The 22,813-nt window shown below is 52.5% G+C and carries 19 protein-coding genes and 1 tRNA gene; 6 read left to right on the top strand and 14 right to left on the bottom strand.

The window, feature by feature from the left end; translation table 11 throughout:
• A partial coding sequence (locus Q1Y74_RS07080; RefSeq protein ID WP_300813312.1) for a dihydrofolate reductase occupies window positions 1-1,550 on the bottom strand: 1,550 nt, incomplete at its 3' end.
• 115 nt (window positions 1,551-1,665) lie between these two features.
• Entirely contained in the window at window positions 1,666-2,133 is a 468-nt protein-coding gene (locus Q1Y74_RS07085; protein WP_300813348.1) for a helix-turn-helix domain-containing protein, read from the bottom strand.
• Between the two features lie 284 nt (window positions 2,134-2,417).
• Between Q1Y74_RS07085 and recQ the strand changes: the two genes are divergently transcribed.
• Window positions 2,418-4,229 (top strand): DNA helicase RecQ, encoded by a 1,812-nt coding sequence (recQ, locus tag Q1Y74_RS07090; protein WP_300813314.1) that lies wholly within the window; start codon window positions 2,418-2,420, stop codon window positions 4,227-4,229.
• A gap of 12 nt (window positions 4,230-4,241) precedes the next feature.
• On the opposite strand, the gene Q1Y74_RS07095 is transcribed toward recQ, so the two are convergent.
• The 10 genes from Q1Y74_RS07095 to Q1Y74_RS07140 all read right to left on the bottom strand — a co-directional run bounded on the left by Q1Y74_RS07095 (window position 4,242) and on the right by Q1Y74_RS07140 (window position 15,429).
• Window positions 4,242-5,087, bottom strand: a complete 846-nt coding sequence (locus tag Q1Y74_RS07095; RefSeq protein ID WP_300813317.1) for a tetratricopeptide repeat protein — start codon at window positions 5,085-5,087, stop codon at window positions 4,242-4,244.
• Window positions 5,088-5,168: 81 nt separating this feature from the next.
• Window positions 5,169-6,119 (bottom strand): cysteine synthase A, encoded by a 951-nt coding sequence (cysK, locus tag Q1Y74_RS07100; RefSeq protein WP_300813319.1) that lies wholly within the window; start codon window positions 6,117-6,119, stop codon window positions 5,169-5,171.
• A gap of 451 nt (window positions 6,120-6,570) precedes the next feature.
• Entirely contained in the window at window positions 6,571-7,494 is a 924-nt protein-coding gene (locus tag Q1Y74_RS07105) for a PCMD domain-containing protein (protein ID WP_300813350.1), read from the bottom strand.
• A gap of 52 nt (window positions 7,495-7,546) precedes the next feature.
• A complete protein-coding gene (locus Q1Y74_RS07110; RefSeq protein ID WP_300813322.1) occupies window positions 7,547-8,653 on the bottom strand; it encodes a sulfotransferase in 1,107 nt (368 codons plus the stop codon).
• A 330-nt stretch (window positions 8,654-8,983) separates the two neighbouring features.
• The gene (gene cysN, locus Q1Y74_RS07115) at window positions 8,984-10,441 is read right to left on the bottom strand and encodes a sulfate adenylyltransferase subunit CysN (protein WP_300813324.1); all 1,458 of its coding nucleotides are present in this window, start codon (window positions 10,439-10,441) and stop codon (window positions 8,984-8,986) included.
• A 20-nt stretch (window positions 10,442-10,461) separates the two neighbouring features.
• Complete coding sequence (gene cysD / locus Q1Y74_RS07120) at window positions 10,462-11,373, bottom strand: sulfate adenylyltransferase subunit CysD (RefSeq protein WP_300813352.1); 912 nt, start codon at window positions 11,371-11,373, stop codon at window positions 10,462-10,464.
• Complete coding sequence (gene cysC / locus Q1Y74_RS07125) at window positions 11,373-11,984, bottom strand: adenylyl-sulfate kinase (protein WP_300813327.1); 612 nt, start codon at window positions 11,982-11,984, stop codon at window positions 11,373-11,375. Before cysC ends, cysD begins: the two co-directional genes overlap by 1 nt.
• 18 nt (window positions 11,985-12,002) lie before the next feature.
• The gene (locus Q1Y74_RS07130) at window positions 12,003-13,547 is read right to left on the bottom strand and encodes an SLC13 family permease (protein WP_300813329.1); all 1,545 of its coding nucleotides are present in this window, start codon (window positions 13,545-13,547) and stop codon (window positions 12,003-12,005) included.
• Window positions 13,544-14,380 (bottom strand): 3'(2'),5'-bisphosphate nucleotidase CysQ, encoded by an 837-nt coding sequence (gene cysQ / locus Q1Y74_RS07135; RefSeq protein WP_300813331.1) that lies wholly within the window; start codon window positions 14,378-14,380, stop codon window positions 13,544-13,546. The genes Q1Y74_RS07130 and cysQ overlap by 4 nt, the downstream gene beginning before the upstream one ends.
• 548 nt (window positions 14,381-14,928) lie before the next feature.
• A complete protein-coding gene (locus Q1Y74_RS07140) occupies window positions 14,929-15,429 on the bottom strand; it encodes an SPOR domain-containing protein (RefSeq protein WP_300813333.1) in 501 nt (166 codons plus the stop codon).
• A gap of 467 nt (window positions 15,430-15,896) precedes the next feature.
• Here Q1Y74_RS07140 and Q1Y74_RS07145 point away from each other — a divergent pair.
• From Q1Y74_RS07145 to Q1Y74_RS07165, 5 genes are all read left to right on the top strand, one after another.
• Window positions 15,897-15,969 (top strand) — tRNA-Thr (locus Q1Y74_RS07145).
• A gap of 433 nt (window positions 15,970-16,402) precedes the next feature.
• Window positions 16,403-17,440, top strand: coding sequence for an endolytic transglycosylase MltG (mltG, locus tag Q1Y74_RS07150; protein WP_300813334.1), 1,038 nt, complete (start codon window positions 16,403-16,405; stop codon window positions 17,438-17,440).
• An 80-nt stretch (window positions 17,441-17,520) separates the two neighbouring features.
• The gene (locus Q1Y74_RS07155) at window positions 17,521-19,113 is read left to right on the top strand and encodes a thiamine pyrophosphate-dependent enzyme (RefSeq protein ID WP_300813336.1); all 1,593 of its coding nucleotides are present in this window, start codon (window positions 17,521-17,523) and stop codon (window positions 19,111-19,113) included.
• Between the two features lie 6 nt (window positions 19,114-19,119).
• Window positions 19,120-19,701 carry an indolepyruvate oxidoreductase subunit beta gene (locus Q1Y74_RS07160; protein ID WP_300813339.1) on the top strand — a complete coding sequence of 194 codons (582 nt, stop codon included), beginning with the start codon at window positions 19,120-19,122 and terminating at the stop codon, window positions 19,699-19,701.
• A gap of 46 nt (window positions 19,702-19,747) precedes the next feature.
• Window positions 19,748-21,055: a phenylacetate--CoA ligase gene (locus tag Q1Y74_RS07165; RefSeq protein ID WP_300813341.1), complete on the top strand. Its 1,308-nt coding sequence runs from the start codon at window positions 19,748-19,750 to the stop codon at window positions 21,053-21,055.
• A 120-nt stretch (window positions 21,056-21,175) separates the two neighbouring features.
• Here Q1Y74_RS07165 and Q1Y74_RS07170 read toward each other — a convergent pair whose 3' ends face one another.
• Together Q1Y74_RS07170 and Q1Y74_RS07175 are read right to left on the bottom strand one after the other, a co-directional pair.
• On the bottom strand, window positions 21,176-21,874 hold the full coding sequence (locus tag Q1Y74_RS07170; protein WP_300813344.1) for a response regulator transcription factor: 699 nt from the start codon (window positions 21,872-21,874) through the stop codon (window positions 21,176-21,178).
• The coding region (locus Q1Y74_RS07175) for a HAMP domain-containing sensor histidine kinase (RefSeq protein WP_300813346.1) at window positions 21,871-22,813 on the bottom strand (943 nt) is incomplete at its 5' end. The genes Q1Y74_RS07170 and Q1Y74_RS07175, both read right to left, overlap by 4 nt.

Here is a 22,813-nt window from a genome sequence, read left to right on the forward strand (position 1 = left end):
GTATAGAACTGCGCCTTGTAGGCATCGGCGTCGGGCAGCAGGCCGAGTTCGACCAGTTTGGGGTCGGCCACGTAATACAGGCCGAAGAGGTCGGCACGGGCTTCCTCGATGGTGGAGCCGTAAGCCTTCAGCGCGTCGGGGTCAACACCCGGCAGCAGCTTGCCGGAACCGTGGCCGAGGCATTCGTGCAGGTCGGTATGCAGCTCGTCGGTCAGGTCGGCATACTTGTCGATGTTGTCCAGCTCGGCCTGGCTGTAGACGAACTCTTCGTTGAAGCCGTTGCCGTGGGCAGCCTTGTTGTAGGCGTCGGTGATGTTGCCGATGGTCACCGACTTGGAGCCGTGACGGCTGCGAATCCAGTTGGCGTTGGGCAGGTTGATGCCGATGGCCGTGGCCGGATAGAGGTCGCCGGCGAGGATGGCGGCGGTAATCACCTTGGCCGACACGCCCTTCACCTCTTCCTTCTTGAACTGCTTGTCCACGGGCGAGTGGTCTTCAAACCACTGGGCGTTGGCACTGATGGTCTCCGTGCGGCGGGTTGCCTCCAGGTCCTTGAAGTTGACCAGCGACTCCCAGCTGGCCTTCATGCCCAGCGGGTCGCCGTAGCTTTCGGTAAATCCGTTCACGAAGTCGACGCGCGAGTTCAGGTCTTTCACCCAGAGGATGGCATAGTCGTCGAACGTCTTCAGGTCGCCCGTCTCGTAATACTCCACCAGCTTGGCGATGACCGCCTTCTGCTCGGGAGTCTCGGCCACGCCTTCGGCCTTCTTCAGCCAATAGACGATTTTCTCCAGAGCCGGGCTGTAAAGGCCGCCCACCTTCCAGACTTTCTCCTGAATCTTGCCGTCCACCTTCACCAGGCGGCTGTTCAGTCCGTAGGAGACGGGCGTTTCGTCCTTGGGGTCTTTCAGCGCGTTATAGAAGTCTTCGGCCTCCTGCTGGGTCACGCCGTCGTAATAGTTGCAGGCAGAGGTCAGCACAAGGTCTTCGCCGTCGGCCTGGTTGACGCGCTTGGGCATCACGGCGGGGTCGAATATCACAGGGAAGAGTTCGTCACAGAACTGTTCCAACGTCTGCCCCTCGGCCAGCGGAAGCGTGGAAGCATCGACCGAAGCCAGTGCCTGTCTGAAGAATTCGGGGGTAAAGCCCGGCACGAACTTCTCGCATCCGTAGTGATGGTGGATGCCGTTGGAGAACCACACCCGCTTCAGATAAACCTCCATAGCCTTGAAGTCGGCCGAGTTGCGGTCGCCTTGATAACCTGTATAGACAGCCTCCAAGGCACGACGGATGGTCAGATTGTATTTTCCATTCTGATCAAACAAAATGTCACGTCCTTGCAAGGCCGCTTCCGTCAGGTAGTAAACCAATTCTTTCTGCTTGAGGGTCAACTCCTCAAAGCCGGGTACGCGATAGCGTAAAATCTGTAAATCTGCAAATTGTTCCACTGTATAATCAAATTTTTCTGCCTCAGCAGTTGTTTTGGGGTTTCCGCCGCACGCCGTTAGCAATGACAGGGCGGCCACCGTTACCATCAATGTCTTTTTCATGGGGGTCAAGTAGTGTTTATGATAGAAAAATGAACCGAAAAACGTAGAAAAAGGAAGTTTCCCGAAACATTACTTCCGAGACACTTCCTTTTTCACAACATTATTTCATCCAAAATTATTTCTTATTCTTTTCAGCATGCCTTTTACGATAGCCGTTGGGCGTTTCACCGATATTTTTATAGAAAGCAGCATAGAAAGACTGGCGGTTGGCAAACCCCACCATCGTACTGATTTCTTCCACATTCTTGTCTGCATAACGCTTATCTGTCAACAAATGTACGGCATCCTTTATTCTGTACTCATTCAGCAGGCAGGAATAATTCATACCAAAACGGGAATTTACCACGGCAGACAGATAACGGGTATTCGTCTGTAACTCTTTAGCCAAATCTTTCGCAGAGTATTCAGGATCTCTGTACTTCTTCTGAACCACAATAATGTTCAAAATCTTGTCGTACAATTCATCCGCCAATTCCGGACGGATCAGCGAGCGGTAGGCCGCATTCTTCTCTTTCTTTTCACGCAGGTTGTAAGGACGCTTCTTCTGCACTTCCTCCTGCACATTCATTTCTAAATCACTCATTTGAATTAACTGGTTAGGTTTGTTAAAATAAATATAATCCATAGGGTTCACCTAAAGACGATACAAAAGTCTGACATTTTTTTCAAATATGCAACTTTTAAGTACACATTTTTTGTTGCCAAACATGCTTATAAGGCAAATAAAAGGAGTAATACAGGGATAATAAGAATTATTAACTCTTTTACACTCTCAACAATTAATCACATCTAAATCCGATTCTATTTGTATTTTAGACTTTAAATGATGTAACTTTGCCCGAAAATCAAAAAACAGATATAAACAGAATGCTGCATACACTCAAAACCTATTTCGGATATGACAGTTTCCGCCCCCTGCAAGAAGACATCGTCAGCCATCTGCTGGCCAGAAAAGACGCATTGGTGCTGATGCCTACGGGCGGCGGCAAGTCTATCTGCTACCAGCTTCCGGCCCTGCTGTCAGAGGGAACGGCTGTTGTCATCTCACCCCTGATTTCGCTGATGAAAGACCAGGTGGAATCGCTCTCGGCCAACGGAATCCCCGCAGGAGCCCTGAACAGCGCCAACGATGAAACCCAAAACGCATCGTTGCGCCGCGCCTGCACGGAGGGAAAGCTCAAACTGCTGTATATCTCTCCGGAGAGACTGATGGCCGAAGCCAACTATCTGCTGCGCGACATGCACATCTCCTTGTTTGCCATTGACGAAGCCCACTGCATCTCGCAATGGGGACACGACTTCCGACCCGAATATACCCAGCTGGGATTCCTGCATCAGCAATTTCCCGACGTCCCCATCATCGCACTTACCGCAACGGCCGACAAACTGACCCGTGACGACATTGTCAAACAATTACGCCTGAACAACCCGAAGGTCTTTATTTCCTCCTTTGACCGCCCCAACCTGAGCCTTGCCGTAAAACGAGGCTACCGGAAGCGGGAGAAGGACAATGCCATTCTGGACTTCATTGCCCGCCATCCGGGTGAAAGCGGCATCATCTATTGCATGAGCCGCAACGGCACAGAGCAGGTGGCGCAAATGCTGGGCAAGCACGGAATCCGAGCTGCCATTTACCACGCAGGCCTGTCTGCCGACAAGCGGAACGAGGCTCAGGACGACTTCATCAACGACCGGATACAGGTGGTGTGCGCCACCATTGCCTTCGGCATGGGGATAGACAAGAGCAACGTACGCTGGATTATCCACTATAACCTGCCCAAAAGCATCGAAAGCTTCTATCAGGAAATAGGACGTGCCGGACGCGACGGATTGCCGAGCGACACCCTCCTTTTCTACTCATTGGGCGACCTGATCCAACTCAGCAAATTTGCGGCCGAAAGCGGTCAGCAGGAAATTAGCCTCGAAAAGCTGCAACGCATGCAGCAATATGCAGAGTCTGACATCTGCCGCCGACGCATCCTGTTAAGCTATTTCGGAGAGAACGTTAACCACGACTGTGGCAATTGCGATGTCTGCAAGAATCCGCCGGAGCGATTTGACGGCACAATCATTGTACAAAAAGCGCTCAGCGCATTGGTACGGGCCGGGCAACAGATAGGCACAGGCGTGCTCGTAGACATCCTGCGTGGGACGGCCAGCCCTGAAGTGACCGAGAAAGGCTATCAGAAGCTGAAAACATTCGGAGCCGGTCGTGAAATCCCGGCTCGCGACTGGCAGGACTACCTGCTGCAAATGCTGCAACTGGGCTATTTCGAAATTGCCTACAACGAGCACAACCACCTGAAGGTGACCCCCGCAGGCAGTGAAGTACTGTTTGGCAGAGCCCGCGCACAACTGGTCGTTATCAAACGGGAAGAAAAAGGAACGGAAAAACAGAAAAGGGCCGCGAAAGGCTCCCGGACAGAAGTACCGGGGATGGAAGGCAACGGAGGCAATCAGCAAGAACTCCTCGACGTCTTGCGGGCATTGCGCCAACAGTTGGCCGACCAGGAAGTACTGCCCGCCTACATCGTCCTGTCGGACAAGGTATTGCATCAGCTCTGCACCTCCCGCCCTACTACCATCGAAGCATTTGGAAACATCAGCGGAATCGGAGAATACAAAAAGAAAAAGTACGGCAAATACTTCGTGGAAGCCATCAAGAAGTTCAGCAAGTAAGGAAATAATGGCTCAACGGCATTGGCGCATCAGCTCGCGCAATTCAGCTTGCGGTACGCCCAACGAGACAGCCTTCTCAAAGTCCTGTCTGGCCTGCTTTTTCTTGCCTTGAGAAAGATAGATTTGACCACGCGTCAGGTAAGCTTCGGCCTGTGACGAATCCAGCCGCATCGCCTCTTCCAAATCCAGAAGAGCCGATTCAGGATGCTGCATCTCCTGCTCCACCCCGGCCCTTGCCACATAGAGCACAGCCAATTGCGTACGTTCAGTCTGCTGTCCGGATTGTTCGTCAATCATGCGGTTCAGCAGTGAAAGCGCTTCAGGCAGCCTGCCTTCCTTTTGCTCCAGCGTAGCCAGTCCGAGACGTCCGTTATAACTGGAGGGATCGAGCTTCAGCAGATGTTCGTAGTCGGCCCTGGCCGATTTATAGTCGCGCATCTTCATATAAATATAGGCACGCATCAGCAAAGCTTCCTGATTGTCTTTCTCCTTATCCAGCGCCAACGAGTAATCGACACGGGCGGCATCGTCCCGCCCCAACTCCAGATTAAGCGCGGCACGATTCAACAGGATGGGCACAGAATGCGGAGCGAAGTTCAAGGCAAATGTATAAGACTCCAGCGCATGCTCATAACGCCGCTGTTTCCGCTGTATGACGCCCAAATTGGAAAACAAAAACGCGTTGCGGGGATTGGCCGGCTCCAACTTCAAAGCCTGCCGGATGTAATCCTCGGCCTGCGCCAAGCTGTCCTGTTCAATAGCAGCCAGGGCACGATCGCTCAATTCCTGGTAAGTCTGTGCACCGGCAGATGCCGCCATCGTACACCCAAAGAGAAAACAAAACAGTATTTTTTTCATGCTACATTATCCAAACGGTTTCAATAAGAAACCGCTAACAGTTTTAAAGTTGACCCAAAAGGCAAACTACGCCGACCGAAATCAATCCAAAGGATAGGCATCGAACGCAAACAACTCGGTAGACAGATAGCGTTCTCCTGTATCAGGTAACAAAGCAACAATCGTTTTGTTCGCAAACTCCGGCCGTGCGGCCAACAAACGGGCCGCATAGACTGCTGCTCCTGAAGAGATGCCTGCCAGCAAGCCTTCGGTAGCAGCCAAGTCGCGCCCTCCACGGATAGCCTCATCATCGGGCACAGGCATCACCTCGTCCACCACCGTTGCATCATAGATGGCAGGAACAAAATTGGCCCCAATGCCCTGAATGCGGTGAGGAGCCGCCTGGCCGCCTGCCAGCACCTGAGAGGAAGCCGGCTCAACAGCCACCACATAGACATGCGGATTGTGACGCTTCAAGGCTCGCGCCACCCCACAGACCGTACCGCCGGTACCCACACCTGCCACAAAGACATCGACGCGTCCTTCTGTATCCGACCAGATTTCCTCGCCGGTAGTGCGTTCATGGGCAGCCGGATTGGAAGGGTTTTCAAATTGCTGAAGAATCACAGATTCAGGAATGGCTTCTCTCAACTCTTCGGCCTTGGCAATAGAGCCGGCCATGCCCGTCCGTCCGTCCGTCAAAACAATTTCAGCCCCCAATGCCTTCAGCAGGTTCCTGCGCTCTACGCTCATGGTTTCGGGCATGGTCAGTATCAGGTGATAGCCTTTGATGGTAGCGACCATGGCCAGCCCTACCCCCGTGTTGCCGCTGGTAGGTTCTATAATCGTGGCACCCGGCTTCAATACGCCGCGCGCCTCCGCATCTTCTATCATGGACAGGGCTACACGGTCTTTCACGCTGCCTGCGGGGTTGAACGACTCCAATTTGGCTACCAGATTAGTTGCCAAACCATACTTCCGGCTATATCCCGCCAATTCCATCAGCGGGGTATGTCCGATCAGTTCTGTCAGATTCTTCGCTATTCTTGCCATAACATTCCTTTTTTGTATTACAAGTCCCGTCCGGCTCCCCACCGGGCTTCACGCCACGAAAATAGCAATAAGTGATGAATGGAAGAACAGAATTCATCAAATTCCGCTATTGAGATGCGCAAAAATCAATGAATTAAGTTTCGCAAGTTTATTAACGGGTTGCAGTTAAGGAGTTAAGCCTATACCTTTTATGAATGGTAAATGGTTAATGGTTAATGATAAATGGTAAATGGTTAATGGTAAGTGATGAATAAATTCTTCATTCTTCATTCCTCATTCTTCATTTTTCCGTTCCTCATTCTTCATTTCTCATTATCTTGTCTATTGGCTTTAACTCCTAAGCCCGCCTTGGTGGGCGATAACTCCTTTTAACTTCTTTAACTCCTGCAAGTTTGGCTTCGCCGATTTTCAATTTGCACTTGCGAAACTTGAGACAACGATTTGCTTCCAATCAATATACCAGTTTCACGTTGTCCACCCAGAAAGAATTTCCGGGAGAACCGATGTAGGCACCACCGTGACTGGAAGTAAATTGCAGGACAAGATGGGTAGGCACATCGTCTTCCGTGCCCCAAGCCACTTCTTGAATAGGCACACTCTCGCCCTTACTGTTCAAGGCATAACGTTCCTCCACCTGCAGGCGCATCATGTGTGACTTGTAGGCAGGATCGCCCGTAATGTTGCCGTACATGATGGGATAAGTAACGTTGTTGCGCCAGTCGGGAGTTGTCGTATAATAACGTACGACCATGGTACCCACGCGCTTGGCATAGATGTTGCCGTCCTTGTCTTCCCAGCGCTTCTGCAAAAAGAGGCATACAGCCGGAAAATCCTTTCCGGCCACGTCCGTAATGCGGCTGAAGCCGGTGGCACGAATACGGTTCTCGCGGTCGGACATCTTGATTTTGTAATCAAACTGAATGGCAATGGGCTTCTTGGTGAAAGGAATGCCCGAATCCAACATCTTCTGCGGATTCTTGGTGCCCTTGATAGGTTCGTGAACCTCCCCCAAAAAGATAGAGCCAGCCGCCAGCACGGTGATATCCACAATCCCAAACACCTTCACGCTTTCCATACGGGTGTCCAGACGGGCGCAATAGCCGTCGCCCCTTTTCTCGGGGAAGACGGATGTATTGGTCTTCGTGATGCCGGCTACCCGAGCCATCACATTGGAAGTGGCCCACGGGGAACCGCCCATATTTTTGTAGGCACTATTGTCCTGAATGGTAGCGGTAGGCGCTATGGCATAAACATGCTTGGTCTCACCTCCAATAATGGAGGATTCCTTAATCTGACGATCTACCCACTGGTCCATATTGCCGAAAGGCAACATCTCCACGTTGTGCTGGGCCGATACGGACGACGCGCCCGCCATGACAAACAGTAATGCTGAAACAAATGTTTTTATCTGCATGGTTCCTCCTTTTTTAAATCTCATATCCCCACTGATTCAGTGCAAAACCCCAATTGTCCTGCACCAGACGCACTGTACGGTCATCGTACTGATACTTATTCTTTTTGTATCCCTTCTTACCGCCCACATATTTGCTGATGGCATCGCGGGCTTCTGCAAAGCCGGGAATGGACAAAGCCTCGTAGATATGCTCTGTCATGCCCATCGCGTCGGCCTCAAAATCCTCGAACTTCACTTCTATCAGATTTCCGGCCGGAATACAACTTTTGTCCGCCTCATACTTATGATAGAGTTTGGCATAGACGGACAGGATGTTCTGCTCCAGTACGGCATTGTCTATGTCCTGCAGTTTCAGGGGCTGGATAGTGTTGGTAAAGAAGCTGCGTGTACTCTCAAACACCGTATAAGGATTGCGCATCAGGTAGATGAACTTGGCATTGGGGAACATCTTCACCAGCTCCTTCACCCGACCCGTATGCGGCGGGTTCTTGCTGAGGAACTGGGTGCCATGCGTATTCCAAAGGGAAATCTTGATGAGTTTGATAAAAGTGTCCTCAAACACCTTCAGTTCGTCGGCCGTAATGTCATCAAACAACAGATACTTGTCGGCATATTCCTGTTGGTATTCAGGAAAGAACCAGAAGTTGTAATAGGTGTAAGGCATCATATTGGCCAAAGCGAACTCCTCTTCCTGAGGCAAGTCGACCGCCAGCTCCATGTTGTCGGTAGGACGCTTGTCGGGCATCAGCCAGCTCATATTTTTCTTGAAGAAAGGCTGCCCCCACATCATGAGGTGTGGAAACACGGTCTGATAGGTCGTGTTATAGCCGAAATGACGGTCGCAAGAAAAGACATTGTGGACAAAGGTTGTCCCGCTGCGCCAATGGCCCAAGATGAACACAGGGTCATGCTCCAGCGGTTTGTCTGCCAACAGTTTCTCATACCGTCTGTCCTGCAAGGGGACCAGCAGGGAAAGCAGACGGCAGACCATCTTCGTCAGGCGGTACTTGCCTTTGTAGGCAGCACCGATGTTCCGCCCGTCCGTTATCGCCTTAAAGGTCTTCCAGTCTGCACCGACCAGCGTATTGATCGGCAGTTTATTGAATTCAAGTAATCCCATATCAATCTTTGTAACTTATTTCATTTCAGTTTCGCAAGTTTACTAACGGGTTGTAGTCAAGGAGTTAAGCCAATACCTTTTATGAATGGTAAACGGTTAATGATAAATGGTTAAGGGTTAAGGGTAAGTGATGAATAAATTCTTCATTCCTCATTCCTCATTCCTCATTCTTCATTTTTCCGTTCTTCATTCCTCCGTTCCTCATTATCTTGTCTATTGGCTTTTAACTCCCAAGCCCACCTTAGTGGGCGGTAACTTCTTCTAACTCCTTTAACTCCTGCAAGTCTGGCTTCGCCGATTTTCAATTCGCACCTGCGAAACTTGAGTAACTTATTTCACAATTCTCACCCCAATGCCCTGACGTTCCAGTGCCTTCACCGCCTTTTCCACGGCTTCGTAATGTTCGGGAACAATACCCAACTTGGGCAAGTCGAGTACAGGAATGTCGGCAGACAGGTGCATGTCCTTGTCCTCCACCCGATTGATTATCATACCGACGGCGCTGGTGTTGTTCGTAATGGGGTCTATCAGAATAAACGAGCCGCAAGCCTTGTTTTTCTGATAGGGGTCAAAAAACAGTTCTTTGGCCGTGGTCAGCACCACGCGGGCAATCTGGTTGAGCTGCATCGGCAGGGTCTCTTGGGTCAGCCTGCCGTTCTCCAGCGAAAGGTGCTCCATCGTATTGACATCCACCTTATACTTGATGGAATCAATGTGCGTACGGCTCAGGTTAGTGGTCTGCTTGATGAAGAACGACTTGTTGACATCCATCGGCTCTTCGTCCATCCACACCAGCATCGCCTCAAAGTTACGGCCTACGATAGGCAGGTTGTCAGGATGTACCAGCATCTCACCGCGCGACACATCTATCTCGTCCTCCAGCGTCAACGTGACAGACTGGGGAGAAAAGGCATAATCCAGTTCACCGTCGTAAGTAACAATACTCTTGACGCGCGACTTTTTGCCCGAAGGCAAGGCCAGCACCTCGTCGCCCTTGCGCACAACGCCCGAAGCAACCTTTCCACAAAAACCGCGGAAGTCCAGATTGGGGCGCAGGACATACTGCACTGGGAAACGGAAATCGCTCAGGTTATGATCGTTGTCAATGTGTACCGTCTCCAGGAAGTCGAGCAGGGAGATGCCTCCGTACCAGGGAGTGCGCTCCGACTTCGTCACCACATTGTCGCCGTCGAGTGCCGAAAGGGGAATGCAAGTGACATCGGGAATGCCAAGCGGCGCAACGAACTCCTTATAATCGGCCACAATCCGGTTGAACACCTCTTCCGAGAAGTCCACCAGGTCCATTTTATTGACGGCCAGCACCACGTGCTTGATACCCAACAAGGATACCAGAAACGTGTGGCGGCGGGTCTGGGTGATGACACCCATCCGGGCATCGACCAGAATGATGGCCAGGTTGGCCGTGGAACCGCCGGTAATCATGTTGCGTGTGTACTGCTCGTGTCCCGGCGTATCGGCAATAATGAACTTACGGTTATTGGTCGAGAAGTAACGATAGGCCACATCGATGGTGATACCCTGCTCACGTTCAGCCTTCAGTCCGTCCAGCAACAAGGCATAGTCTATGTGGTCGCCGGCATTCCCCATCCGCTTGCTGTCACGCTCCAGGGCATCAAGCTGGTCTTCGTACAATTTCTTGCTGTCAAACAGCAGGCGGCCTATCAGCGTGGACTTGCCGTCGTCCACCGAACCTGCCGTCAGGAAGCGAAGCAGGTCTTTCTGTTCGTCCTTGTCAAGAAAAGCCTTTATATCTAAATTCTTATCCATAGCTTGTCCTTTCTTTTAATTTAAAAGTAACCTTCGCGCTTCTTCTGCTCCATGCTCGCCTCCTGGTCGAAGTCAATTACACGGGTGGTGCGCTCGCTCTTGGTAGTGGTCATCATCTCCTCCACTATCTTCTCGATAGTGTCGGCATTGCTCTCCACCGCACCCGTCAACGGCCAGCATCCCAGCGTGCGGAAGCGCACCATGCGCATCTGTATCTTGTCACGGTATTGTTCGGGCAGGCGGTCGTCGTCAGCCATAATCAGGTTGCCGTCAATTTCCACACAGGGGCGTTCCTTGGCAAAGTACAGGGGCACAATGGGAATGTTCTCCAAGCGGATATACTGCCAGATGTCCAGTTCCGTCCAGTTGCTCAGGGGGAACACGCGGATGCTTTCGCCCTTGTGTACACGGGCGTTATAGATGTCCCACAGTTCGGGACGCTGGTTCTTGGGGTCCCACTGGTGGAACTTGTCACGGAAGGAGAAAATACGTTCCTTGGCACGCGACTTCTCCTCGTCGCGACGGGCACCGCCGAAAGCGGCGTCGAAGCGGTACTTGTCCAGCGCATGCAGCAGAGCCTGCGTCTTCATCAGGTCGGTATGCACCTTGCTGCCATGGGTGAAAGGCCCCACACCGGCACGGAAGGCTTCCATATTACTCTCCACAATCAGGTTCCAGCCGTATTTCTTCGCATATTCGTCGCGGAACTGAATCATTTCCTTGAACTTCCATTTGGAATCAATGTGCATCAACGGGAAGGGAACCTTACCCGGATAGAAGGCCTTCTCGGCCAGACGCACCATCACAGACGAATCCTTGCCGATGCTGTAGAGCATGACCGGATTCTCGAACTCGGCAGCCACCTCACGAATGATATGAATAGACTCTGCCTCAAGCTCCTTCAAATGACTTAACTTATATTCTTCCATAATTATATCTCTCTCTTCTGAATTTTCGGTAATACAAGCTCCAGCAGGCGGTTGACGCACTCTTCGAGCGTCAGCACGGAAGTGTCGAGCGTCAGTGCCGGCGAAGCGGGGACATCGAAAGGAGCTGACACACCCGTAAAGTCCTTGATTTCGCCACGACGGGCACGGGCATACAAGCCCTTGACATCCCTGCGCTCACACTCCTCCAACGGAGTGCTGACGTAAATTTCCAAGAAGTTTTCACGTCCGATGATGTCGGCAGCCATCTGACGGATGTCGTTGCCGGGGCTGATAAAGGCGGCAATGGTGATGATGCCGGTGTCGATGAACAGTTTGGAAACCTCTGCTATCCGACGAATATTCTCCACGCGGTCTTCCGCACTGAATCCCAAGTTCCTGTTAATGCCGCTGCGGATGTTGTCGCCATCGAGAATGCGGCACAACAGGCCGCGCTTGTGCAGCTCCCGTTCAAGGGCTATCGCAATCGTACTCTTGCCGGAACCGCTCAGTCCCGTAAACCAAACCATGACGCTGTGCTGCCCCAGGAGTTCCTCTTTGTCCCGACGTGACAACATGCTGTCGAATATGGGATATATGTTATCGTTTTTTGTCATATCTTATGTCATTACTGTTTAAAAAGGCCAGATAATAGGTATCAGAAATACAGAAATCAAAAAGGTTATGAGATTCAGCGGCAGTCCGATGCGGACAAAATCCATAAACTTGTAGTTACCGATGCCCTGCACAATCAGATTGGTCTGGTAACCTATGGGGGTGGAGAAACTGGCAGAAGCCGCCATGCAGATGACCACAAAGAACGGCATGGGATCCACTCCCAACTGAGACGAAATGGACAAGGCAAGCGGAAACGCCAAAGCTGCCGCCGCATTGTTGGTGATGAGCTCGGTAAACAGGTTGGTAATGATAAACAGGGCCGCCAGCAGCACATGAGGACCGTAGTGCTCCGTCATGCCAATGATGTAGCAGGCCACGGCATCGGCCACGCCGGAGTTGACCATAGCCTTGCTGATGGCAAAAGCGCAGGCAATAGTTATCAGAATGTCCCAGGAAATGTATTTGGTGTACTTGCGGGCCGGAAAGATTTTAGTCCATGCCATGATGACGGTAGTCACCGAAACAAAGAAAAACATGTCCAGACGGATGGACGGGAAAGCCTCTTTCACGGCAGGAAGTTCGCCCACTGTAGCTCCGACAATCATCAGCACCAGCAAGACAAGTGCAAACCAGCGCTTCCCCCTGCCGGCAGCCGTATCCACGTCCTTGCCGTTAGCCAGGAGGACAAAGACCGAAGACTCGCCCCACGCCTGAATGAAAGTATCATCGGCCATGACAACCAGTGTATCACCCTCGCGCAGGCGGACATTGGCCAGATTTTGGGTGATGCTGGCTCCACCCCGCTTGATTTCTATCACTTCCGCCCCATAGTGGCGCTTGAAGTCGAAAGCTCCCAACCGCTTGTTGATGCCCGGGAAACGGGCACCCAGCACGGCCTCTACCGGATGTAAGGTTCCATGCTCTTCGTCCGACTTTATCGCCTCCTGGCGGACATCCGGCAACAGTTTGGACGAGAACAACAACAGGTAGACAATACCTGCCAGAGCAATGAATACACCGACCTTCCCCAACTCAAACATGGTAAAGCCCTCGAAACCGGCTTCCAATATCATGCCGTGTACCACCAGATTGGTGGAAGTGCCTATCAACGTACAGATACCACCCAGGATGGTGACGTAGGAAAGGGGTATCAGGAACTTGGTGGCGGGCAACTTCACCGCCTCGGCCCATCGTTTGATGATGGGGGCAAAGATAACGACCACCGGCGTATTGTTCAGAAAGGCGGAAATAAAGGAGATGGTGGGCAACATGCGGAGCTGAGCCTTGAACACGCTGGTCTTTTCCTGCGGAAGCAACTTCTTGATAATCTGCCCCAATGCACCGGACTGCCTCACGCCCTCACTGACCAGGAACAACATGGCCACCGTAATCATGCCCTTGTTGCTGAATCCTTCCAGCATTTCCTTGGGCGACAGGATGCCTGCACACAAGAACAGCACCACCACCGAAAAGAGCACCATGCCGGGACGCATCTTGTCCATAATCAAAGCAACGACCATGCCCAGCAACGCCAGGAGTACAAATACAATCTCAAACGTCATAGGCTTTCGGCTTTAGGATGTGCATGCTTGTCTTCCACGATGAACCACGGATTCAGCAGATTCTCCTTATTATATAATAAAGGCTGTTCCGTACCGGCCTGATAGATTTCCTTGCCGGCCGCCTTCGCCACAGCGTGCCCGGCTGCAGTGTCCCACTCCATGGTAGGCGCAAAACGGGGATAAACGTCGGCCTTTCCGCAAGCCACCAGACAAATCTTCAGAGAACTGCCACTGGAAATCAGTTCCACATCGCCATGACTCCGCTTCATTTCCTCTATGTAGGCTTCCGTCTCCGGCGTCAGGTGTGAACGGGAGGCCACAATGACAAATCTGTCACGCTCCTCCACTTCGGGCAAGCGGACGGCGTCCGCCTTCAATGCTTCCAGCGTCCGGCCATCGCCGTCGGTAATGCCGGCAAGCCGATAGGCTCCGTCGCCCTCGACTCCCCAATAGAGTTCCTTCGTCACCGGCACATATACCACGCCCATCACCGGCTTCGTCCCGACAATCAAAGCGATGTTCACCGTAAACTCTCCGTTGCGTTTGATAAACTCTTTAGTGCCGTCCAACGGATCGACCATCCAGAAAGTCTCCCATCCGCACCTTTCAGCATAAGGGACGGAAATACCTTCCTCGCTCAACATGGGAAAAGGTGTCTGTTCCAGCCTCTTCCGAATAATTTCATGTGCCCTCTTGTCGGCAAGGGTCAACGGAGAATTATCCGCTTTTCTTTCAATTCCAAAATCGGAAGACGGGTCATTATACACCGCAAGAATTTCCCTACCAGCCAACAAAGCGGCATCAATTGCCTCTAATATATAATGCTGTTCCATACTGTGCTCTCTGATATGGGGGACAAAAGTAGAAACTATTCTATTGCAAATAGTTTTCCAAAAGGTTTTATAACTTCTTTTAAACTCCGAGACAGTATTTATTAACACTTTTCACAAACTCAAAAATGAGGCTTTACAATCGGGATGAAGAATTAACCATCCATATACTTTCCATTTGGAAATTCCACAACAGATGGGATTGGGCTGTCGGTTTACTATGGTCAGTATCTCCACACAGGCACATCGGGCCGCTGTCTTTATGCAACTCGACCCTATGACGGGGATGAAACGGCAACTTTCCTCCAATAGCGTGCGCATCAGACCGAAGAGATAGCCACACCGCTGTCGAATACTCTGCCTACTTCAGTGAAATCACGCTGTTATCCGGCGTCCGTTAAACTCTCTCGGGCAAAGATACGATCTTTCCCAAAGACAATAAGCATGCCGAGCATACCCATAAAAAAGGTGGCAACTTCACAGCCGCCACCTTATCAAGGAGAGGAGAAAAGCTCCCCTCTATGAATTACCAAAAAGAAGTCGGTTTATCATCAGAGACGATACAGCAACCAGGAACCCTGGAAGTCCGAACGACCCGGATAGCGAGCCTTGAAGGCATCGCGGGCATTTTCAGCTTCGGCACGGGTAGCAAACGTACTTACAACCACCCGATACATCGCCTTTTCAGCATTGAACACAACAATGGCATTATAGCCTTCTTTATCCAAAAAGCCTTTCAGGCTTTCAGCATTAGCTTTCACGCCAAAACTGCCGCATACCACACTGTAATCCTTCAGGCCATCTTGCGAACCCGTCACCACCGTCACTTTTTCCTGCCGGACTTCGGCCGGAGCACTTTCCACGACCTTCACTTCTGTCGGAGCACTGATGGCAGGCGACACCTCTTCAGCCGGAACCGTATTCTGCGGTTCAGCCAGCTCCTGCTGTTTGGCTTTCTCGTAAGCTTTCTTATAAGCACTTTCACTCGATTTACAAGAAGAGAATGCAAACAGGATGCAAACTCCCAAACCCAAAACTGCTAATTTTTTCATTTTTTCTCTTGATTGTTATAATTAATAATGTTGTAAGTTTCACAAGTCCAAAGCCAGAAAATGAGCAGTCTGCCCTGCTCCACACGCTTTCCGGAACCAGACCCATAAAACACCGGATTCGCATTGTCTATTCCTTTGAAGCAGCAAATTAATAGAAAATCCCGCACGTTTCAAAGGATTAGTCTCAAAAAGGAACAAACATTCTGCTTTTAGCGAACAAAGGTACTGTTTTAAACAAGATTATAATAGAAACACGGCCGTTAAATTTAATTAATGGCAATCTGAACACCCCAAAGACACAGATACTAAAGTCTATTCAGCCCTACCAGGTATCTATAAAAGGAACTACTACCCAAACAGGGGGGGGACTCCAAGCCGGGAATTTGACAAAGAACTCTAAAAAAGTCGCCAATTCTTTTTGCAGATTCAAATAAAGCTGTACCTTTGCACCCCGTAAACAACAGCCCGCCGATATAGCTCAGTTGGTAGAGCAACGCATTCGTAACGCGTAGGTCGCCGGTTCAAGTCCGGCTATCGGCTCTCTTCCCCTCCACAAATTATTTTCCCGATACATCAAATTGCGAGACAAAGACAAAGCATACGCTTCATGCGTCGTGCAATATTTGTGCGCGCCCGTATTTGTTGTTGAGAAAAATTATTTTCCAAACAATGCCCATACCATCCTTCCGAAAGCGGTGAACAGCCGTCAGAAGCTTACCCGACAGGCCCTACACGTACTTCTGAAGGGGGTACGGCTCTTCATTTGCCGGACGCTTGCACGGTCCGCGGTGAACGCTTGCATTACGTTTGCTGGACACTTGCACGGCCCGCGCTGGACACTTGTACGGTCCGAACGCAATGCAAGTGTCCTCGCACGTCCTTCCACATTGTATAAAAATCCGAAAACAACGGGCCGGACAGGGTTTGCATTTCGCAGATTCTTTATACCTTTACCCCCCATTAAGACAACGATATGAAGAAAAGAACCAAAAGAATGATTTGGGGAGGAGTCATCGCCCTGTTCCTCATCGGCCTGGCAGGCGCCGGAATGGTGTACTACTTCCTGTTTGCTCCCCAGTTCCACCCCGCAAAGACGGCGTATGTCTACGTGGACCGCGACGACACGGCAGACTCCGTCTATGACAAGGTAAAGGCCGCGGGCCGCTGCAACCGTTTTCAGGGTTTCAGGTGGCTTGCCAAGTATCGCGACTATGCCTCAAACATCCATACGGGACGCTATGCCATCCATCCGGGCGAGAATGCCTACCACGTGTTCAGCCGCTTCTACCGCGGCTATCAGGAACCCATGAACCTGACCATCGGCAGCGTGCGGACGCTGGACCGGCTGGCACGCAACGTGGGCAGGCAGCTGATGATAGACTCGGCCGAGATTGCACAGCTGATGCACGACTCCCTCTACCGGCAGAAACTGGGCTATCGGGAGGAGACACTCCCCGCCCTGTTCATCCCCGAGACCTACCAGGTGTACTGGGACATGACGGCGGACGAGTTCTTCGACCGGATGCAGAAGGAGCACGCACGCTTCTGGAACGAAGAACGGCTGAAAAAGACGGAAGCCATCGGCATGACGCCCGAAGAAGTGGCCACACTGGCCTCCATCGTGGAGGAGGAGACCAACAACCGGGCCGAAAAGCCCGTGGTGGCCGGACTCTACATCAACCGCCTGAAGAAGGGAATGCCCCTGCAGGCCGACCCCACCATCAAGTTTGCCGTGCAGGACTTCGCCCTGCGACGCATCACCAACGACCTGCTGAACGTCCGCTCGCCCTACAACACCTACCTCAACACCGGGCTGCCTCCCGGCCCCATCCGCATCCCCACACCCGCGGGACTGGACGCCGTACTGGACTACACCCGGCACAACTACCTCTACATGTGCGCCAAGGAGGACTTCTCGGGCACGCACAACTTTGCCTCCAACTATGCGGAGCACATGAGAAATGCCAGAAAATACTGGGCAGCATTAAATAAAAGAAAGATTTTCAAGTGAAATTGTGATAAAATAAAAGCAAAAGGCTATATTTGCGAGCATTATTGAAAAACGAGACCCAAACTTAAACAATCCAATCTATGAGCAAACAACTCTTACTTGGCGACGAAGCCATAGCACAAGCTGCGCTGGATGCCGGACTTTCGGGCGTTTACGCCTATCCCGGCACCCCCTCAACAGAAATCACAGAATATATACAGAGTATGCCCATCACCGCCGAACGGAACATCCACAACCGCTGGTGCTCCAACGAAAAGACTGCCATGGAGGCTGCGCTGGGCATGTCCTTTGCCGGAAAGCGTTCGCTGGTCTGCATGAAGCATGTGGGCATGAACGTGGCGGCAGACTGCTTCATCAACTCGGCCATCACCGGCGTCAGAGGCGGCATGATTGTAGTGGCGGCAGACGACCCCAGCATGCACTCCTCGCAGAACGAGCAGGACAGCCGCTTCTACGGCGACTTTTCACTGATTCCCATGTACGAACCCAGCAACCAGCAGGAGGCATACGACATGACATACAGCGGCTTTGCCTTCTCCGAGCAGACGGGCGAACCCATCCTGATGCGTATGGTGACCCGCCTGGCCCACTCCCGCTCGGGCGTGGAGCGCAAGGAGCAGCAGACGCAGAACGAACTGTCCTTCGGCAACGACCCGCACCAGTTCATCCTGCTGCCGGGCAATGCGCGCAAACGCTACAAGGCCCTGCTGGAACGTCAGGAGGAATTCATCAAGGCATCCGAAGAGTCTCCTTACAACCGCTACACGGACGGCCCCAACAAAAAGCTGGGCATCGTGGCCTGCGGCATCGGCTACAACTACCTGATGGAAAACTATCCCGAAGGCTGCGAATATCCCGTACTGAAGATAGGCCAATACCCGCTCCCCAAGAAACAGCTGATGAAGCTGGTGGAAACGTGCGACGAAATTCTGGTACTGGAAGACGGACAACCCTTTGTAGAAAGACTGATTAAAGGTTACTTGGGCATCGGGGTCAAAGTGAAAGGACGCCTGGACGGAACCCTGTCGCAAGACGGCGAACTGAACCCCGACAAAGTGGCACGGGCCGTAGGCAAGGAAAACAAGGCCCAGTTCGGTGTCCCCTCGCTGGTGGAAATGCGCCCGCCTGCACTGTGCGACGGATGCGGCCACCGCGACATGTACACCGTGCTGACACAAGTGCTCAAGGAAGAATATCCCACCCATAAGGTGTTCAGCGACATCGGCTGCTACACACTGGGAGCCAACGCACCTTTCAACGCCATCAACTCGTGCGTAGACATGGGAGCTTCCATCACCATGGCCAAGGGTGCTTCGGACGCAGGTCTGCATCCGGCCGTAGCTGTCATCGGCGACTCTACCTTCACCCACTCGGGCATGACCGGCCTGCTGGACTGCGTGAACGAGAATGCCAACGTGACGATTGTCATCTCGGACAACGAGACGACCGCCATGACGGGCGGACAGGATTCGGCCGGAACAGGACGCCTCGAGGCCATTTGTGCCGGCATCGGCGTAGCCCCCGAACATATCCGTGTGGTAGTCCCGCTGAAAAAGAATTATGAGGAGATGAAAGCCGTCATCCGCGAGGAAATCGAGTACCGCGGCGTGTCCGTCATCATCCCCCGCAGAGAGTGTATCCAGACTTTAGCCCGCAAAAAACGTAACAAATAAAACATCATGAAAAAAGACATCATACTCTCCGGCGTGGGAGGACAAGGCATCCTCTCCATCGCCACCGTCATAGGCCAGGCCGCCCTGAAGGACGGACTCTACATGAAACAGGCAGAAGTGCACGGCATGAGCCAGCGGGGTGGCGACGTACAGTCCAACCTGCGCATCAGCGACCGCCCCATCGCCTCGGACCTGATTCCGACCGGCAAGTGCGACCTGATTATCTCCCTGGAACCGATGGAAGCCCTGCGCTACCTGCCCTACCTGGGTCCCGAAGGATGGCTGGTGACCAACGAAGCACCGTTCATCAACATCCCCAACTATCCGGACGAGGCAGCCATCAAAGGCGAACTGGACAAACTGCCCCACAAGATTGTGCTCAACGTGAACGAAGTGGCCAAGGAAGTAGGCTCGCCGCGGGTAGCCAACATCGTCCTGCTGGGTGCCACCATTCCGTTCCTGGGGATAGATTATAATAAGGTACAGGACAGCATCCGCGAAATTTTCCAACGCAAGGGAGATGCAGTCGTTGACATGAATCTCAAGGCCCTGGCCGCCGGAAAAGAGATTGCAGAGAAAACCATGTAAGAGAACACATCCGAATTACAAAAACATCCACTAAAACTTGAATACCATGAACGACAAATACTGGGAAGAAGACATAGAAACCATGCCAAGGGAGAAACTGCGTGAACTTCAGGTACAACGGCTGAAGAAGACCATCAGCATTGCAGCCAACTCTCCCTATTACAAGAAAGTCTTCCAAGAACATCACATCACGCCAGACTGCATCCGGACCGTAGACGACATACGCAAAATTCCCTTCACCACCAAAGCCGACATGCGGGCCAACTACCCCTTCGGACTGGTGGCAGGCAACATGCGCGAGGACGGCGTGCGCATCCACTCGTCCAGCGGCACGACCGGCACACCGACCGTCATTGTCCACTCGCAACACGACCTGGATTCATGGGCTAACCTGGTGGCACGCTGCCTGTACATGGTGGGGGTGCGCAAGACGGATGTTTTCCAGAACAGTTCGGGATACGGTATGTTCACAGGAGGGTTGGGCTTCCAATACGGTGCGGAGCGCCTGGGCGCCCTGACCGTTCCTGCCGCTGCCGGCAACAGCAAGCGCCAGATCAAGTTCATCATGGACTTCAAGACCACAGCCCTGCACGCCATTCCCAGCTACGCCATCCGTCTGGCCGAAGTGTTCCAGGAAGAGGGCATCGACCCTACGTCAACGACCCTGAGAACCCTGCTGATTGGAGCCGAGCCCCACACCGACGAACAACGCAGAAAGATTGAACGGATGCTGGGAGTGAAAGCCTACAACAGCTTCGGAATGACCGAAATGAACGGACCGGGGGTGGCTTTCGAATGTACCGAACAGAACGGCATGCACTTCTGGGAAGACTGCTACCTGGTAGAAATCATCGACCCCGAAACGGGCGAACCGGTACCCGAAGGCGAAATAGGCGAACTGGTGCTCACTACCCTCGACCGCGAAATGATGCCGCTCATCCGCTACCGCACACGCGACCTGACCCGCATCCTGCCCGGCACCTGCCCCTGCGGACGTACCCACCTGCGCATAGACCGCATCAAGGGACGCAGCGATGACATGTTCATCATCAAGGGCGTGAACATCTTCCCCATGCAGGTGGAGAAGATACTGGTACAGTTCCCCCAACTGGGCAGCAACTACCTCATCACGCTGGAAACAGTGGACAATCAGGACGAAATGGTGGTGGAAGTGGAACTTAGCGACCTCTCCACCGACAACTACATCGAACTGGAGAAAATCCGCAAGGACATCACCCGCCAATTGAAAGACGAGATTCTGGTGACACCCAAGGTGAAACTCGTCAAGAAAGGTTCTCTGCCGCAAAGCGAAGGCAAAGCCGTTCGAGTCAGAGATTTGCGGGACAACAAATAACACGGAAAGGTTTCAAGGCAGACAACTGCCAACTCTCAGGCGTGGATGCGCGGACTGCTACAATGTCCGCAGCATCCGCGCCTGAAACATATCCCCTCTTCCACCACCGCGTGACCGCATTCAGTCCTCCAGGCAGACTCCCACACCTTTCAGCGACTTGAGCGAGACAGCCGGGTCCAGGGAAAGATACTTACGGAGCTTGGTGATGAAGACGTCCAGGCTGCGTGAGGAGTAGAAGTCGGCCGTTTCCCATACAGCGGTCAGGATGTCGTCGCGTTGGACTACTTGGCCTTTCCGGCGGCAGAGCATTTCGAGTATCCGCGCCTCTTTGGGCGTCAGCGCCTGGCGCTCCGTGCCGTAGCAGAGCTGGTGCTGTGCAGGCAGGAAGCGATAACCGCCGATGGCATATTCTTCTTCAGGAGCTTCTTCTTCCTGCGGAGCGGATACATTTTGCTTCATCCGCAGCACGGCCTGAATGTGTGCATTCAGTTCTTCGGGCAGGAAAGGCTTCTTGATGTAGAAGTCGGCGCCCGACTGATAGCCGTTAATGACGTCGCGTGCCGTCGTCAGTCCGGTGATGAAGATGACGGCCAGCCGGGGATAGCGTCGGCGGATGTGCTGCACCATCGTCATGCCGTCCATGACCGGCATCTCCACGTCGGACACTATCACATCGAACGGCCTTTGCTCCAACAGTTCCAAACCCTCCTTGCCGTTGAGGGCGGCGGTCACCTCGTAGCCGCCTATCATCTGCTCCAAGCTACTCTTCAGGATGAAACAGAGGTTCTTGTCGTCTTCTACCAGCAATACTCTTATCATAATTTATGGTTTTGAACGGGCAGAGCCAGCGTGAACTCGCTGAACTCACCCTCTATACTGTTTACCGAAACGCTTCCACCCATGGCCGTGATGACTTTGTACACAAAGTTCAGCCCCAGGCCGAAGCCGGACACTTTCTTCTCTTTCTTGTATTCCAGTCCGCCGCGGTCGAATTTCTCGAAGATGTGCTTCTGCCGCTTCAGCGGGATGCCCCAGCCGTTATCCCACACTTTGATGAGGACATTGCGGCCATGTTCCTCGGCAGACAGACGGATAGTCACTCGCTCACCGGAATATTTCAGCGAATTGTCTATCAGATTGACGAGGGCTTCCTTCAGGTATTCGGCATCGGCCGTTACCGTGAGAAGGTCCGGACAATGTTTTTCAAGACTCACTTCCTTGTCGGTCTTGACCCGGTATTTCTGTATCAGTTCGTCGAACAGAACAGAGGGGCTGACCTGTTCCTGCGCCAGCTTCAGACGCGACTGCTCCAACTTGGCGATGGTCAGAACCTTTTCAGACAAACTGAGCAGGTGGGCGCTCTCTTCGTTCAGAATGGCGAAATACTGTTTCTTCAGTTCGGGGTTCCGGTCCAGCAGGCCGCTTTCCAGCGTATGTCCGGTCATGGAAATGGTGGTGATGGGCGTCTTCATGTCGTGAATCATGGCGTAGGTGAAATCTTGCCGCAGGCGGGCTATCCGGTTCTGGCGGATGATGATGCGCACTTGATAGACGATGCATCCGGCCACGAAGACCAGCAGCAGGGCAGTAGCTACGAGCAGGACGCCCATCTGCCGGAAAGCAATCCAATAAGGGTTCAGGATGGTGGCCCGGATGGCCTGTGTATGTTCCCTGTTCAAATAGACTGGATTAGTCTGAAGCACCTTGAACGGATGTTTCCAGACAGAAGCAATCTTTTCCTGAAGAGGCGCACCAAGA

Source organism: uncultured Bacteroides sp. (genome assembly GCF_949298305.1).
In the GTDB taxonomy this organism is placed as follows: Bacteria; Bacteroidota; Bacteroidia; order Bacteroidales; family Bacteroidaceae; genus Bacteroides.